This is a genomic window from Terasakiella pusilla DSM 6293, assembly GCF_000688235.1.
Classification (GTDB): Bacteria; Pseudomonadota; Alphaproteobacteria; order Rhodospirillales; family Terasakiellaceae; genus Terasakiella; species Terasakiella pusilla.
The window spans coordinates 60,611-75,159 of record NZ_JHYO01000011.1; the positions used below are offsets into that span (position 1 = coordinate 60,611).

Genomic DNA, 14,549 nt, shown 5'->3' on the forward strand with positions numbered 1-14,549 from the left:
TGATGCATTGTCACCATAACAATATTTTCAGGATTACTAAAATGCCCTCATGGATACCGAAAATTGAAGATCGCAAAGGTCCCCGCTATATCGCTATCGCGGATGCAATTGATGATGCGATCAAAGAAGGTGTCCTGAAACCCAATGACCGTTTGCCGACCCATCGTGATCTGGCCTATGACCTTGGGGTGACCGTAGGGACCGTGTCGCGGGCCTATGCCGAAGCGGTGCGTCGGGGGCAGGTTGTAGGGGAAGTCGGGCGCGGAACCTACGTGCGACCGGATGATGCGACGGGCCATCCGTTTCATATCCCCTATGATATCAATCCGGACACTTATGACTTTAGTTTGAACTTCCCCGCAGAAGGGGAACGGGTGGAATATTTGCGACAATCCCTCATGGTGGTGGCGCAAGACCCCGGCCTTGGGGCCTTGATGCGCTATCAAAGTGAACAAGGGATGGAACATCACCGACGATCCTTTGCAAAATGGGCGGCGCATCATAATGCACCGGATGACGCGGATCGTATTGTGGTATCCAACGGGGTACAGCACGCCATGACTTTGTCCTTGATGGCGCTGGTGCGTGCGGGTGATACGTTGTTGTGTGAAGAATATACCTATCCCGGCATCCGCACCTTGGCGAGCCAATTGGGCCTAAAGGTTACAGGGCTTGCCATGGATGAACATGGGATCATCCCGGAACGATTGGAAGATGCGATCGTGCAGACCGGTGCGCGTGTGCTCTATTGCATGCCGAACTACCAGAATCCGACCAGTACCATCATGCCCTTTGAGCGTCGAAAGCAGATTGCCGAAATTGCCACGCGATATGGCATCTGGATCATCGAGGATGATATCTACGGTTTTTTGCATGACAATCCAGCAGCCCATACGCCTTTTGCCCGTATGTTGCCGGAGCAGACCTTTTATTTGAACGGGGCTTCCAAATGTGTGAGCCCCGGTATTCGGGTTGGCTTTGTCCTGGCACCAAGCGCGAAGGTACAATCGGTTGCGGCCTGTATGCGTTTAAGCAATTGGATGGCGGCCCCTTTGAATGTGGAAGTCACCTGCCGCTGGATTGAAAATGGCAAGATTTTTGAGATGATGGAATGGCACCGCGCGGAAGCCTTGCAGCGTCAGGAAATCCTGTTTGAAAACTTTAAGGGCCGCGATATTCAATCCATGCCGCGCTGCTATCACAGTTGGTTAAAGTTGCCCTATCCGTGGACATCCGACATGTTTAGTCTTCGTGCGCGCGAACGCAATGTCTCGATCTTGCCCTCTTCGGTCTTTTATACCGGCAAAGGTACTCCGCTAAATGCGGTGCGGATCTGTTATGGTGCGCCACCCAACCTTGAAAATGTCGCGGAAGGCATGAAACGGTTGGGTGACTTGATTGAGGAAGAAATTCACGCCTTCCAAAGCGTTATGTGAAAAACAGCATTAAAAGGGGCAGCAGTAGGGCGGTCGCCAAGGCGTTGAGTCCCATGCCCAGCCCCGCAAAAGCGCCTGCGGTTTCATGGACATTGAGCTTACGTGCGGTCCCGATCCCATGTGAGGCAATGCCGACAGCAATGCCGCGGGCTTTTTTATCTTTTACTCCGACAAGGCTAAGGACGGCCCCGCCCAGTACAGCGCCCGTGACCCCGCTGAGGATCACCAGCACCGCCGTCAATGAAGGGGTGCCACCGATAATATCCGATAATCCCATGGCAACAGGGGCCGTGACGGATTTTGGCGCGAGGGAAAGAAGGGTTTCAGCACTTCCACCCAGCAGATAGGCGACGCCGACTCCGCTTGCGATGGCAAAAAGCCCGCCCAGAATAACGGTTGCGAAAATGGGGAAAAGGGCAGCTTTGACATGGTGCAGATTTTTATACAGCGGCACCGCCAGAGCAACCGTTGCCGGACCGAGCAGAAAATGGATGTATTTGGCCCCGTCAAAGTAGGTCAGATAGTCGGTCTTCGTGATCCACAGGATAAACGTAATGGTGATGATGGAAAACAGGACCGGATTGGCAAGCGGGTGTTGGTTTGTCTTTTGATACATCCAGTTACCCGCACAAAAACAGCCAAGGGTGACGAAAATTCCCAAAAGGGGTGTTTGTGCCAGATGGGCCCATAGATCCGTAAGCAGGGTCATGACGATTTATCCAGTAGCTTCATGACAAGGCCACTAAAGGCAATAGTCAGCAAGGTTGCGCCAAAGACGGCGGCACTGATTGGTAACCATTCGGCCGCAATCAAATTAAAATGCAGGGAAACGCCGACCCCTGCAGGGATAAACAAAAGCGACAGAATTTTAAGCAAGCCGCCTGCTGCTTGATCCAACCCATCGGGTACGCCGTTTTTGACGATCAGGATCAACAATAATAACGCCATCCCGATAACCGGGCCGGGGATGGGCGCGCCTGTCAAAAAGACGATGGCTTCCCCGACCAGTTGCAGGGCGCAGAGCAGGAAAAAATACATCAGCATGATCAGCTAATCTCTCTCAGGAATTGTCCTAGAAGGGTGAACTCTTCTTTACGACCGGATGTTTTGCGCCAGACCAAACCAATATCACGGGGCGGACTGTTTTTAGACAGGGGCAGGGTCACAAGGTCGGTGCCGCGTGTGATACCGGCTTTGATCGCCATTTCCGGCAGGAGCGTAATCCCCAGACCATTGGCGACCATATGAACGATGGTGGACAGGCTGGTTGCCCCAAATTCGTTGATATTGCGCGCCCCTTCCCAAGAGCAGGCGGCCATGGCGTGATCGCGCAGGCAGTGACCTTCTTCAAGCAGCAGGAGGTTTTCAGAAATAATCTCCTGATTCTCGATCTGCTTTTTCTTGGCGAGTGGATGGTCTTTTGGCAAGGCACAGTAAAAGCGATCTTGCATAAAGGTGAAACTGTCAATGGTGTCGCTTTCGTAGGGAAGCGCTAGGATCAGCACATCAAGCTGGCCTTCCTTGAGGGCGGCGAGTAAACGTTCGGTCTGGTCTTCTTTTAGATATAGGGTGAGATCGGGGAAGTGGCGGCGCACGTCTTCCATGATCTGTGGCAGCAAGTAAGGGCCGATTGTCGGGATGACCCCAAGACGTAATTCACCATTTAAGGGAGAGCCTTTGGCGCGGGCCATTTCCATCAAGCTATCGGCCTGTACCATGATATCTTTTGCGCGCTTTAGCACTTCCTCGCCGATAGGGGTGACGAGGACACTGCGCTTTGTTCGCTCCAGAAGCTGCACGCCAAGAATATCTTCAAATTCCCGAATGGCGGCGCTGAGGGTCGGCTGGGTGACAAAGCAAGCGTCAGCGGCTTGGCCAAAATGTTTGAATTTTGCAACCGAGATAAAATATTTCAGGTGCTTGAGTGTGTATGTCGCGTTCATAGGAATAATCTATAAAACAGCTTTTATTTATTGGCAAATGAAAGGTTTTTTAACCTCGCGTTGTAGTATCTGTGTTTTTTGTGTTTATGATTGAGAGAAAATGGCATAACTTTAGGTATAAGAACGAGAAAATAAGGGCAGCGTCATGGTACAGGAACGTTTTGACAAGGTCACGGTGGTTATTGCCGACCCTGACCACAAGGCAAGGACAATCGCAAAGAAGACCTTGATCAAGGCTGGATTTCGCAAGATTTTAACGGGGCATAATCTGGCGTTTGTCAAACAGAGCTTTGATGTGGAAATGCCGGAACTTTTAATCGCGGAAACAAATTTACCCGATGGTGACTTTTCAGAATTCGTGAATGATCTGCGCCATCATAAGATCGGGAATAATCCGTTTCTGGTTGTTTCGGCGCTCGCGGAAAACCCAACGCCGGAATTGGTGAAAAAGGTTATTCAGGCGGGGGCCGACGATCTGTTGTCAAAACCGTTTGATGTTGCGACTTTGATGCGTCGTGTCGGTCGTTTGATCCATCAGCGTAAACCCTTTGTTGTGACCGGTGATTATGTTGGCCCAACCCGGCAGGCCAAATCCCAGAAAGAAGCCAACGCCGAACAGTTTGTCCCGCCCAATACGTTGAAAGCACGTGCTTTGAATGAAGGTAGTGTGGACGAGGTACAGGCGATGGTGGATGCGGCGATCCAAAGCGTTAATACCAAGGCGCTGGAATCGCATGCGGATGATATCAACGAACTGGTGACGATTGTAACACCGCGTTTGACCACGGGGCAGGTGGATGCAACCGCGCGTCTGTGTCTGGATCGATTGCGCTATGCTGCCGAAGATGCCAACCGTCGACTGGACGGCACCCAATATGATCATGTGTCGGAACTGTGCCAGACCCTGTTGGGGATCGTAAATAACATTCGCAATTCCGGCGGTGTCCCTGTCGCACGTGATGTGCAGCTGTTGACACCGTTGAACAAAGCCATTCAGCTTGGATTTGATAAAAATGCCGATGTCGCGAGCGCACGGCAGATTACACAGGCCATTTTAGTGCAGGCGCGCGGCTGACCTATTGGTTTAGAGTGATGTAACGGCTGACGGGTTTTAGTTCTTTTGGGCTGGCCCCGGCGGTGACAAGATCAGCGGCTTTTGTGGCGTCGGTGATAATCCGGCCAGACAGCACGTTGATCCCGTAGTCAAATAAATTGGGACACAGGGGTGTTTCGGGGCCGACCATGACAGTTTGGGCCGTGCCTTTCAAGCGCAACAAGGTGGCGAGTGCCCCCTCTCTGAACGTGTGTGACGGCAGGATGACCCCGTCATAGGCGTGGTCGTAGAGGTGTTGAACGGCGTTGTCCGGCGCGATGGTGTGGCTGTTGTTAGAATAAGCGCGATCTTTCGGGAAGTGCCCAAGGACAAGCACGCTGTCATCTTTTCCTTTGAAATGGTCAAGGCCGCTTGTATCCGGCCCGCAGAGGTCATAGCGGTTGTGATGGGCAAGGGTGGCGGCAATACCTAGGGCATGGGCGAGGATATCTGCGCGGTTTTGGTTGTCACGGGCAAGGTCTTTTAGGGTTTTTTCGGTGGTGAAATTCGGATGGCCTTGACCTGACGGGTTGGCCGTGACGCCGCAACCGTTCGGGCCTTCCACAAGAATGGCCTTTTCCCCGATCACGATTTGAACGGGGCGCTGGTCCGGGATGCCGAGGGTGAGTTCTTTATAGAGGTTCCATTTCGGCCACCAGTGCCAGAGGCTATCCATATCGTGGGGGAGGAGGGTGCCGAGACGTCCGCTAAACTCATTCCAGGTTTCAAGGGCGCTGGCGGGCACGGCGACAAGGGTCGGAATGCCTTGCATAGCAGCGGCGACAATCTCGTCGGCAAGACCGCGCCCGTCTTGTTCTCGTTCGCCAAATTTTTCAACAATTAAAAGATCGGCGGGAGCTTGCATGGCGTCGCGCAGTACGCGGGAGGTTTCGCTCAGGCGCCCAAGGTCAAAGCCGCAGGTGCCATTTTCACGATCTTCTTTGCTGGGGCGGGCAAGGGGGAGGTGTTCACCGGTGCGAATATCGACGGCATCCAGTCCGATTTTTTCACCGGAGGTGTTGTAGGCAAACTCTTGGACCAGTCCCGCAACGTGCCAGCCGCGTTTTTGCAATTCTTGTGCAAAATCACGTAAGGCGTTGCGTTCCGGTGTGTCGGCTGCGTAAAGGACGCCACCGAGTCGAATTGGTTTTGCCATAGGTGTTGACATTTGATGCGTTTCGCTTTTCATCTATCCATCTGCTGCGTCCAATTTAACAAGAGAAGGATTAAAACTCCATGGGTATTCAGGTCGATATGAGAGTCGCCGAATTATTATGCTCGCGTCTGTGCCATGATTTGGTTGGTCCGGTGGGCTCCGTTAACCATGGAATTGAGCTTCTTGGGGAAGGGATGAGCGATGTTATGGCGGATGCCACCGACATGATCGCCCAAAGCGCAGAGCAAGCGGCGGCGCGGTTGGAATTTTATCGGGTGGCCTTTGGTCTGTCCGGTGGCGGGGCCGGGCAAATGTCCTTTGCAGAAGGTCGAAAACTGGCTGAACGCTATATTAAACAGGACGTGAGACTAAATTGGCCGGTGTTGGCGGATTTACCTTGGCAGGATCAGGAAAAAAATGTTCCTAAAGATGTGATTAAGGTGATCCTAAATCTAGTCATGCTGGGGCTGGAGTGTCTGCCCCGTAATGGAACGCTGAGTATCAGTCAGGCTGTTCTACCAGAAGGTTTGGGAGTGGCGTTGGTTGTGGACGGCCCAAAAGCCCATATTAAGGACGAGATTAAAAGTGCAATTGCACCGGATGCTCGCGAAGATTCGCTGACAGCGCGCACGGTTCAGCCCTATTTTATGGCAAAATTGGCGCAAGACCTTGGTGTGGACTTTGAAATTTTCAGTCCAGAGCCTGATTGTGTTCAGCTCGCCGTTATTATTCCATTGGAAGTTTAAAGCCAAGAGTTCTGCCATATTTAATATGGATATTCTGTGAAGGTAAATTAGTTTCATTTCGTAAATATTATGAAAATAATATTTCGAATGTGGAATGATGTCGTTTTTCTTTTTTGAATCAGAGATTTTTTAGGTACTGTATCTTAAATTTGAATCAACGCATATGCGTGCGATAGGTTGCCTTCGGGGCAAAGTCTAAAGAAAGGTGCAGACATGGATGATCTCCTTAGCGAATTCATAACGGAAACTTCCGAGAGTCTTATGGTGCTTGACTCTGAACTGGTGAAGTTCGAGCAAAATCCGAATGATACGGAAATTCTTTCGAACATTTTCCGTTTGATGCACACCATTAAAGGGACATGTGGCTTCCTTGGTCTGCCGCGTCTGGAAAAGGTTGCGCATGCGGGGGAAAACGTTCTCGGTAAATTCCGTGAAGGAACCTTGGAAGTAACGCCGCAGGCTGTGACGCTGATTTTGCACGCAATCGATACCATTAAAGAACTGCTGCAAGCGCTGGAAGAAACCGAGTCCGAGCCGGATGGCAACGATCAGGATCTGATTGACCAGTTAAATGCGATGGCGGAAGGTAAAACGGTTGAAGCTGCGGCACCTGCTGCTGAAGCTCCTGCGCCTGCCGCGGATCCGGCACCGGCTGCACCAAGCAGTGGTCCGACACTTGATGAACGTGGCTTCCCGGTTGCTGCAGAGCTGTTGCTGGAAGTCGAACAAGCTGTGGCTAGTGGGGCGAAAGCCCCAAGCCAGGCTGAGCTTGATGCCCAGATGAAAGCGGAAATGGAAGCGGAAAAAACCTCTTCTACACCTGCACCAGCGCCGAGCACACCGGCCCCCGCGCCGCAAGTTCCGGCCCCTGCGCCGAAGCCTGTTGAGAAAAAAGCAGAAGCGCCAAAACCATCTGGGGCTGCTAAAGAAACATCGGTTGCCAACCAGACCATTCGCGTCAATGTCGAATTGCTGGAAAATCTGATGACATTGGTGTCCGAACTGGTTCTGACCCGTAACCAACTTTTGCAAATGGTGCGTGGGTCTGACGACAGCGTCTTTAAAGTGCCGCTGCAACGTTTGAGCCACATTACATCCGATCTGCAAGAAGGCGTCATGAAGACACGGATGCAGCCGATCGGTAACGCATGGGCGAAATTGCCGCGTATTGTCCGTGACCTGTCCATCGAAGCGAATAAGAAAATCGATCTTCAAATGATCGGTGCGGAAACCGAACTTGATCGTCAGGTCTTGGAACTGATTAAAGATCCGCTGACGCATATGGTTCGTAACTCTGCCGATCACGGTCTGGAAACACCGGACATTCGTGAAAGCTTGGGTAAACCGCAAGTCGGGACCATTACCCTGAACGCTTATCACGAAGGTGGTCACATCATCATCGAAATCGCCGATGATGGTAAAGGCCTGAATACGGCGCGTATCCGTGAAAAAATCATTGAAAACGGTCTGGCGAGCGAAAGCGATCTGGAAGCCATGTCCGATCAGCAGATTCACCAGTTTATCTTCCGTGCCGGTTTCTCCACCGCCCAGAAAGTGACGTCGGTTTCCGGTCGTGGCGTGGGGATGGACGTGGTCCGCACGAACATCGAGAAAATTGGTGGCACGATCGAGCTGAAATCCATTGAAGGCAAAGGCTCGACCTTTACCATCAAGATCCCGCTGACGTTGGCGATTGTATCTGCGCTGGTTGTTGAATGTTCCGGCGAACGTTTTGCCATCCCGCAAATCAGTGTTCTGGAGTTGGTCCGTACCTCTTCCGCCTCCGACAATTGCATTGAAATGATCAACGATGCACCGGTCTTGCGTTTGCGCAACCGTCTGCTGCCGTTGGTGTCACTGCATGATCATTTGTCGCTGGGCGATCGTAAGGTTGATCTGGAAAATGACGAATTGTTCATCGTTGTGACACAGGTCGGGACATACACCTTCGGTATCATTGTTGATCGCGTCTTCGATACGGAAGAGATCGTGGTGAAACCGGTTGCGCCGATCCTGCGTCATATTTCTCTGTTCTCGGGGAACACAATCCTTGGGGATGGTAGCGTCATCATGATCCTTGACCCGAACGGGATTGCCGCCACAACAGGTGAAGTCGCAATGGGTAATTCTGAAGCGGCATCGACAAATGTTGCGACCTCCTCGAGTGGGGAAACAACGTCTATCCTCATCTTCCGCGCAGGCGGAGAAGAGCTTAAGGCTGTGCCTTTGGCCTTGGTTGCGCGTCTTGAAGAAGTGGATGTGACCAAGATCGAATACTCCGGCAAGAACCCGGTTGTTCAGTATCGTGGCCAGTTGATGCCGTTGATTCCGATCGACCCGGAACATGTCTGGAAAGAAGATGGTCGTCAGCCTGTACTGGTGTTCACGGATCGTGATCACTCCATGGGTCTGGTTGTGGATGAAATCGTCGATATCGTTGAAGATCATCTGAATATCGAGTTGGCATCCGACCGTGCAGGCTTTGTCGGTTCTGCGGTGATCAGTGGTAAGGCGACCGATCTGATCGACGCCGGTTACTATCTGACAAAAGCGTTCCCGGACTGGTTTGGTCGTGCGGAATCTGCGACAGCGTACGGTGATGATAAAGTCGGCGGCCCGCGTATCCTGCTGGTCGATGACAGCCCGTTCTTCAGAAACCTTCTGACACCGGTTCTGTCTGTGGCAGGTTACAAAGTGTCCACGGCTGAAAATGCCAAGAAAGCCCTTGAGTTACGTTCTGCTGGTCGTGAATTTGACGCCATCGTCAGTGATATCGAAATGCCGGAAATGAACGGCTTCGAATTTGCCGAGGCAGTGCGGAGCGATACACGTTGGCAGTACGTGCCGATGATTGCCCTGTCTTCACATGCAACCGAGCAGGATTTTGAACGGGGCCGCGAAGTCGGGTTTAATGACTATTGTGCCAAGTTTGACCGTGATGCGCTGTTGCAAACTTTGATGGAAATATTGACTGTCAAATAACTAAGAGTGTTGAGTTTGACAGTCTACTGCTTTACCTTAGTTAAGAGTAGGCTGTCCCTCAATCTCAGGGACAGTGTTTAAGGCGATCCAAGCCGAGGGGAACCGAAAAGAAATGAAATCTTGTTTGATTGTCGACGATTCAAAAGTCATCCGTATGGTGGCACGTAAAATTCTTCAGGAATTGAGCTTTGACACGATTGAAGCAGCCGATGGGCAACAGGCTCTGGATGCGTGTAAGGAGGCTATGCCTACAGCGGTATTGCTTGATTGGAATATGCCGGTCATGAGCGGTATCGAATATCTGCGCGAATTGCGTAAATTGCCAGGCGGTGACGAGCCGGTGGTTGTTTTCTGCACAACGGAGAACGATATAGAACATATTCAGGAAGCCATCGAAGCCGGGGCAAATGAATACATTATGAAACCGTTTGATAGCGAAATTATTCAGGCGAAATTTTCGCAAGTCGGTCTTTTGTAATTACTTTTTGAGGATCTTTTGACAGGTCTTGTTGGAAAAAATATGTCACTGAACGCTGCACCCAAAAACGAAAACCCGATAAGGGTCATGGTGGTGGATGACTCTGCTGTTGTACGTGGTTTAATCACCCGGATGCTGGAGGCACATGCCGATATCAAGGTTGTGTCCTCGGTCGGTAATGGCAAGATGGCAGTCGACAGCCTGGCGCGCAACGAAGTGGAAGTTGTTGTCCTGGATATCGAGATGCCGGTGATGGATGGTCTGACAGCGTTGCCAAAGATGCTGGAGATCGACAAGGATATCCGCGTCATTATGGCGTCGACCCTGACGTCCAGAAATGCGGATATCAGCTTAAAAGCCCTTCAGGCCGGTGCAGTCGATTATATCCCCAAACCGTCGTCATCGCGTGAACTGTCCGGTGGACAGGATTTCGGGACGGAACTGATCGAGAAAGTCCATATCCACGGGGAAGCGCGCCGCAAAGCCAAAGGCGCGCCATCTGTCAGTGTGTCACGTCCGCGCGGGATTGCGCCGCGCCCTGCCGCGCCGCTGCAGCCAAAGCCGGTAAAAGAAGTTAAATTACGCCCGCGTTCCTTAAAAGAACGCCCTGATATTATTGCGATCGGCAGTTCTACAGGGGGGGCGCAGGCCTTGTTTAACGTCCTTAAGGGGATGCATGGCAAGGTGCGTCAGCCGATTGTGATTACGCAACACATGCCGGCGACCTTTACCAAAATTTTGGCGGAACATATCAACAGAATGACAGGCTGGCCCTGTCAGGAAGCCAGCGATGGCATGTTGATCCAGCCGGGACAAGTCTATCTTGCGCCGGGGGATTTTCACATGACTGTTGAAGGTAGTGGACCGCAAAAGATACTCAAACTAAACCAGAACCCGCCGGAAAACTTCTGTCGTCCGGCTGTGGACCCGATGTTGCGCAGTGTCGTGGCATCTTATGGGCGCAAGGTTCTGACTGTAATCCTGACGGGTATGGGGTCTGATGGATTAAAAGGTGGTCAGGTTGTTGTTGAAAACGGCGGCGATCTGATTGCACAGGACGAAGCGACAAGTGTTGTATGGGGGATGCCGGGGGCTGTGGCCCAAGCCGGGATTTGCAGCGCTGTGTTGCCGTTGGATGACATTTCATCCTATGTTGTTAAAGCCGCTTCTGGGGGTGTTTGATGAAACCTGATGATTTTCAGTTTCTTGCAACTTTGGTGAAGGACCGTTCCGGTCTGGTGCTGACGCAGGATAAAGCCTATCTTCTGGAAAGCCGGTTGATGCCTGTTGCGCGAAAGCGTGGCATGAAAGGCTTGGAAGAGTTGGTTAGCACGTTGCGTGCCCGCATGGATAATGTGCTCGCCGACGAGATTACGGAAGCGATGACGACGAATGAGGCGTTCTTCTTTCGCGATATCAAGCCGTTTGACATTTTCCGCGAAACCGTGCTGCCGAACCTGTTGAAAGCACGCGCGCAGAAGAAGTCATTTCGGATTTGGTGTGCGGCCGCTTCCAGTGGTCAGGAACCCTATTCCATTGCTATGGTGTTGAAAGAATTTGCCAGCCAGCTTGCCAGTTGGCGTGTGGAAATCATAGGGACTGATATCTCCAAAGAAATGTTGGAGAAAGCGAAAGCCGGGCTTTATTCCCAGTTTGAGGTCCAGCGTGGACTGCCTGTCCAAAATCTTGTTAAGTACTTTAAAAAACGTGACGATCTGTGGCAGATCGACTCAGGTTTACGGGCTATGGTCCAGTATAAGGAATTTAACCTGCTGGAAGATATGAAGGCACTGGGGACGTTTGATGTTGTCTTTTGTCGTAATGTCTTGATCTATTTTGATCAGCAAACCAAAGGCGAAGTGTTGGGTCGTATGGCGCAACAGATGACTGATGATGCCGTCTTGTACCTTGGCGGGGCGGAAACCGTGCTGGGTATCTCTGATGCGTTTAAGCCGGTACAGGGATTGCGCGGGATTTATGCGCGCACCACCGGTACAGGATCCCTTGGTGATGGGGCAACTACGGATGCTGCACGACCTGCGGCACCTGCTGCACCGTCGGGGTTCCAGCAACCTAAACATATGCGCGAAGGCAGACCGCTTGCCGGTACGACAGGGGCTACGCCGCCACCACGTCCGGCAGGGGCACCAGCAGCCCCGCGCCCTGCTTTGCAACCACGTCCAGCAGGCTCCCCACCACCGCGTCCGGCCGGATCACCGCCGCCACGTCCCGGTGTGGCACCTCGTCCGGCAGGCTCCCCACCACCCAGACCCGGTGCGCCGCGTCCTGCGGCTAGCCCCGGCAGACCATTGCCGCCCAAGCCGGATATTAAAAAGCCATAAAAAAAGCCGATCCGTAAAATACCGGATCGGCTTTTTCTTTGAGTTGGTGGCGGTCTATTCTGCCGCGGGCTGTTCTTCCGCATCGGGATCGCGCAGTACATAGCCCCGACCCCAGACGGTGTGGATGTAGTTATCGTCGGTCGCTTTAGTCAGCTTTTTACGCAGCTTACAGACAAAAACATCAATGATCTTCAGTTCAGGTTCGTCCATACCGCCGTAAAGGTGGTTGAGGAACATCTCTTTCGTCAGGGTTGAGCCCTTACGCAGAGACAGCAGTTCCAGAATGCCATATTCCTTACTGGTCAGATGAACGGGCTTACCTTCACATTCCACAGTCTGGTTGTCGAGGTTGACAGACAGTTTGCCTGTGTTGATCACGGACTGGGAATGACCTTTGGAACGGCGCACGATCGCGTGGATACGGGCGACCAGTTCATCCTTATTATAAGGCTTGGTCAGATAGTCATCAGCACCGATTTCAAAGCCTTTGACTTTTTCTGGCGGTTGATCAAGGCCGGACAGAATCAGGATTGGCGTGTCCACTTTGGAGCTTCTCAGCGCCCGTAACACTTCAAACCCATCAATGTCTGGCAACATCAGATCAAGGATGATAATATCATAGTCATAGAGCTTACCGATCTCGATGCCTTCTTCACCATAGTTGGTGACATCCACGACCATACCGGCCGATTTGAGCATCAATTCGATGGCTTTCGCTTCGCTAGGATTGTCTTCGACGAGTAATGCACGCATGGCCGATCCCCAAAAAAATTGGCGTTAACGGTTCATTAACCTTTTGTTAACTTTTACCATAGGGCCGAATCCTTGCAAAGATATTTTTTGGAAAAAGTCCAAGTTTTCTCACGAGTCGCAAAAGGTACATAATCCTGTCAAGGGGTTTGTCATTTCCGGTAAATGGAGTATATTGCCCTAAAGTTTCATGCGCGCCAGCAGTGTTTAGGGAGGACCTTTGTGGCCTTTTTAGTCAATAATATAATCGCAGAAGTTGATAAGCTGCCATCCTACAATGTGTTCGGTCGGGTCGCGGCTGTGCAAGGCCTGATGGTCGAGGTTGGTGGGGTTCAAGGGGCTTTATCCATTGGGGATCATTGCCGTATCCGCGTGCGCCGTCGGGAATGGATCACCTGCGAAGTGGTGAGTTTTCGTGATGGGCGCGCGCTTGTGATGCCGTTTGGGTCGGTGGACGGAATTGCCATGGGGGATCGCGTCGAAGTTGGGCAGCGCGAGCCGGTTTTGTACCCCTGTGAAGCCTGGGCCGGACGCGTGATAAATGCCATGGGAGAACCTGTAGATGGCAAAGGACCGCTGCCGGTTGGCCCTAATCCGTTCGTGATTAAAGGCACGCCGCCTTCTGCCCATGAACGCACAAGGGTGGGCGGCAAGATCGATTTGGGCGTGCGCGCGATCAATACCTTCCTGACCTGTTGCCGGGGGCAGCGGATGGGCATTTTCGCCGGCTCCGGTGTGGGGAAGTCGACGGTCCTGTCCATGATGGCCCGTAGTACGGAAGCCGAAATCTCCGTCATCGGCCTGATCGGGGAACGGGGACGTGAAGCGCGGGAATTTATTGAGGATGATTTGGGCGAAGAAGGGTTGGCGCGCAGTGTGGTGATTGTCGCCACATCTGATGAGCCCCCGTTGATGCGCCGCCAAGCCGCCTATGTGACGATGGCGGTGGCGGAATATTTCCGTAATCAACAGCGCGATGTCCTGTGCTTGATGGATAGTGTCACCCGTTTTGCCATGGCCCAGCGCGAGATTAGCCTGTCGGTCGGGGAACCGCCTGCCTCTAAAGGCTATACCCCCTCTGTTTTTGCTGAACTGCCGCGCCTTTTGGAACGCGCAGGCCCGGGAGGACAAGGGCAGGGCAGTATCACGGGGCTGTTTACAGTCCTTGTGGAAGGGGATGATCATAACGAGCCGATCTCGGATGCGGTGCGCGGTATTCTGGATGGGCATATCGTGCTGGATCGTGCCATCGCGGAACGCGGACGCTATCCGGCGATCAACCTGTTGCGCAGTGTATCGCGGACCATGCCGGACTGTAACGATGATCAACAAAATGCTTTGGTTTTTAAAGCGCGACAGCTTCTGTCCACCTATGAAGATATGGCGGAACTGATCCGATTGGGGGCCTATCGGCAAGGCACAGACCCGAAAGTGGACGAGGCCGTTTATTATAACCCCGCCCTAGAAGCCTTCCTTGCGCAAAATAAAAACGAGCCGATGGACCTTGAAACCGGATATATGGCATTGGCGCAGTTGTTGGGGATGGAATATAAAGACTTTAACGGGGATGTGTCCCAATTGGGTGCCCCGCAAGGTCAACTGGAAGCTCCGCAGCAGTTTTAG

At 52.3% G+C, this 14,549-nt stretch carries 12 protein-coding genes and 1 pseudogene; 8 read left to right on the forward strand and 5 right to left on the reverse strand.

Features of this window, described 5'->3' with window-relative positions; genetic code table 11:
• Positions 1-41: 41 nt before the first annotated feature.
• A complete protein-coding gene (locus Q397_RS0109075) occupies positions 42-1,436 on the forward strand; it encodes an aminotransferase-like domain-containing protein (RefSeq protein ID WP_028879153.1) in 1,395 nt (464 codons plus the stop codon).
• Here Q397_RS0109075 and Q397_RS0109080 read toward each other — a convergent pair.
• Genes Q397_RS0109080 through Q397_RS0109090 form a run of 3 tightly spaced genes read right to left on the reverse strand, consistent with a single transcriptional unit; the run spans position 1,429 to position 3,379 of the window.
• Positions 1,429-2,145: an LrgB family protein gene (locus Q397_RS0109080; RefSeq protein WP_028879154.1), complete on the reverse strand. Its 717-nt coding sequence runs from the start codon at positions 2,143-2,145 to the stop codon at positions 1,429-1,431. The genes Q397_RS0109075 and Q397_RS0109080 overlap by 8 nt on opposite strands.
• The gene (locus Q397_RS0109085) at positions 2,142-2,480 is read right to left on the reverse strand and encodes a CidA/LrgA family protein (RefSeq protein ID WP_028879155.1); all 339 of its coding nucleotides are present in this window, start codon (positions 2,478-2,480) and stop codon (positions 2,142-2,144) included. The genes Q397_RS0109080 and Q397_RS0109085 overlap by 4 nt, the downstream gene beginning before the upstream one ends.
• A gap of 2 nt (positions 2,481-2,482) precedes the next feature.
• Positions 2,483-3,379, reverse strand: a complete 897-nt coding sequence (locus Q397_RS0109090) for a hydrogen peroxide-inducible genes activator (RefSeq protein ID WP_028879156.1) — start codon at positions 3,377-3,379, stop codon at positions 2,483-2,485.
• 145 nt (positions 3,380-3,524) lie between these two features.
• On the opposite strand from Q397_RS0109090, the gene Q397_RS24045 reads away from it, so the two are divergent.
• Complete coding sequence (locus Q397_RS24045) at positions 3,525-4,454, forward strand: response regulator (RefSeq protein WP_028879157.1); 930 nt, start codon at positions 3,525-3,527, stop codon at positions 4,452-4,454.
• A gap of 1 nt (position 4,455) precedes the next feature.
• Here the strand turns inward: Q397_RS24045 and Q397_RS0109100 are convergent, their stop codons facing one another.
• A complete protein-coding gene (locus Q397_RS0109100) occupies positions 4,456-5,661 on the reverse strand; it encodes a DUF2478 domain-containing protein (RefSeq protein WP_028879158.1) in 1,206 nt (401 codons plus the stop codon).
• 47 nt (positions 5,662-5,708) lie between these two features.
• Between Q397_RS0109100 and Q397_RS0109105 the strand changes: the two genes are divergently transcribed.
• The 5 genes and pseudogenes from Q397_RS0109105 to Q397_RS21790 form a co-directional block, all read left to right on the forward strand.
• Positions 5,709-6,374, forward strand: coding sequence for a histidine phosphotransferase family protein (locus Q397_RS0109105; RefSeq protein ID WP_028879159.1), 666 nt, complete (start codon positions 5,709-5,711; stop codon positions 6,372-6,374).
• Positions 6,375-6,587: 213 nt separating this feature from the next.
• On the forward strand, positions 6,588-9,356 hold the full coding sequence (locus tag Q397_RS0109110) for a hybrid sensor histidine kinase/response regulator (protein WP_028879160.1): 2,769 nt from the start codon (positions 6,588-6,590) through the stop codon (positions 9,354-9,356).
• 112 nt (positions 9,357-9,468) lie between these two features.
• Positions 9,469-9,834 (forward strand): response regulator, encoded by a 366-nt coding sequence (locus Q397_RS0109115; protein WP_028879161.1) that lies wholly within the window; start codon positions 9,469-9,471, stop codon positions 9,832-9,834.
• 42 nt (positions 9,835-9,876) lie between these two features.
• Positions 9,877-11,016, forward strand: a complete 1,140-nt coding sequence (locus Q397_RS0109120) for a protein-glutamate methylesterase/protein-glutamine glutaminase (protein WP_028879162.1) — start codon at positions 9,877-9,879, stop codon at positions 11,014-11,016.
• A pseudogene (locus Q397_RS21790) lies at positions 11,016-11,849 on the forward strand (CheR family methyltransferase); the annotation flags it as partial. The gene Q397_RS0109120 and the pseudogene Q397_RS21790, both read left to right, overlap by 1 nt.
• A gap of 381 nt (positions 11,850-12,230) precedes the next feature.
• Here Q397_RS21790 and ctrA read toward each other — a convergent pair.
• Positions 12,231-12,929, reverse strand: coding sequence for a response regulator transcription factor CtrA (ctrA, locus tag Q397_RS0109130; protein ID WP_028879163.1), 699 nt, complete (start codon positions 12,927-12,929; stop codon positions 12,231-12,233).
• Positions 12,930-13,148: 219 nt separating this feature from the next.
• Here ctrA and fliI point away from each other — a divergent pair, with 219 nt between their 5' ends.
• Positions 13,149-14,549: a flagellar protein export ATPase FliI gene (gene fliI, locus Q397_RS21795; protein WP_051609870.1), complete on the forward strand. Its 1,401-nt coding sequence runs from the start codon at positions 13,149-13,151 to the stop codon at positions 14,547-14,549.

Coding starts and splice junctions, on each gene's coding strand:
- Q397_RS0109075 (WP_028879153.1), top strand. CDS start 42: ATGCCCTCATGGATACCGAAAATTGAAGATCGCAAAGGTCCCCGCTAT.
- Q397_RS0109080 (WP_028879154.1), bottom strand. CDS start 2,145: ATGACCCTGCTTACGGATCTATGGGCCCATCTGGCACAAACACCCCTT.
- Q397_RS0109085 (WP_028879155.1), bottom strand. CDS start 2,480: ATGCTGATGTATTTTTTCCTGCTCTGCGCCCTGCAACTGGTCGGGGAA.
- Q397_RS0109090 (WP_028879156.1), bottom strand. CDS start 3,379: ATGAACGCGACATACACACTCAAGCACCTGAAATATTTTATCTCGGTT.
- Q397_RS24045 (WP_028879157.1), top strand. CDS start 3,525: ATGGTACAGGAACGTTTTGACAAGGTCACGGTGGTTATTGCCGACCCT.
- Q397_RS0109100 (WP_028879158.1), bottom strand. CDS start 5,661: ATGAAAAGCGAAACGCATCAAATGTCAACACCTATGGCAAAACCAATT.
- Q397_RS0109105 (WP_028879159.1), top strand. CDS start 5,709: ATGGGTATTCAGGTCGATATGAGAGTCGCCGAATTATTATGCTCGCGT.
- Q397_RS0109110 (WP_028879160.1), top strand. CDS start 6,588: ATGGATGATCTCCTTAGCGAATTCATAACGGAAACTTCCGAGAGTCTT.
- Q397_RS0109115 (WP_028879161.1), top strand. CDS start 9,469: ATGAAATCTTGTTTGATTGTCGACGATTCAAAAGTCATCCGTATGGTG.
- Q397_RS0109120 (WP_028879162.1), top strand. CDS start 9,877: ATGTCACTGAACGCTGCACCCAAAAACGAAAACCCGATAAGGGTCATG.
- ctrA (WP_028879163.1), bottom strand. CDS start 12,929: ATGCGTGCATTACTCGTCGAAGACAATCCTAGCGAAGCGAAAGCCATC.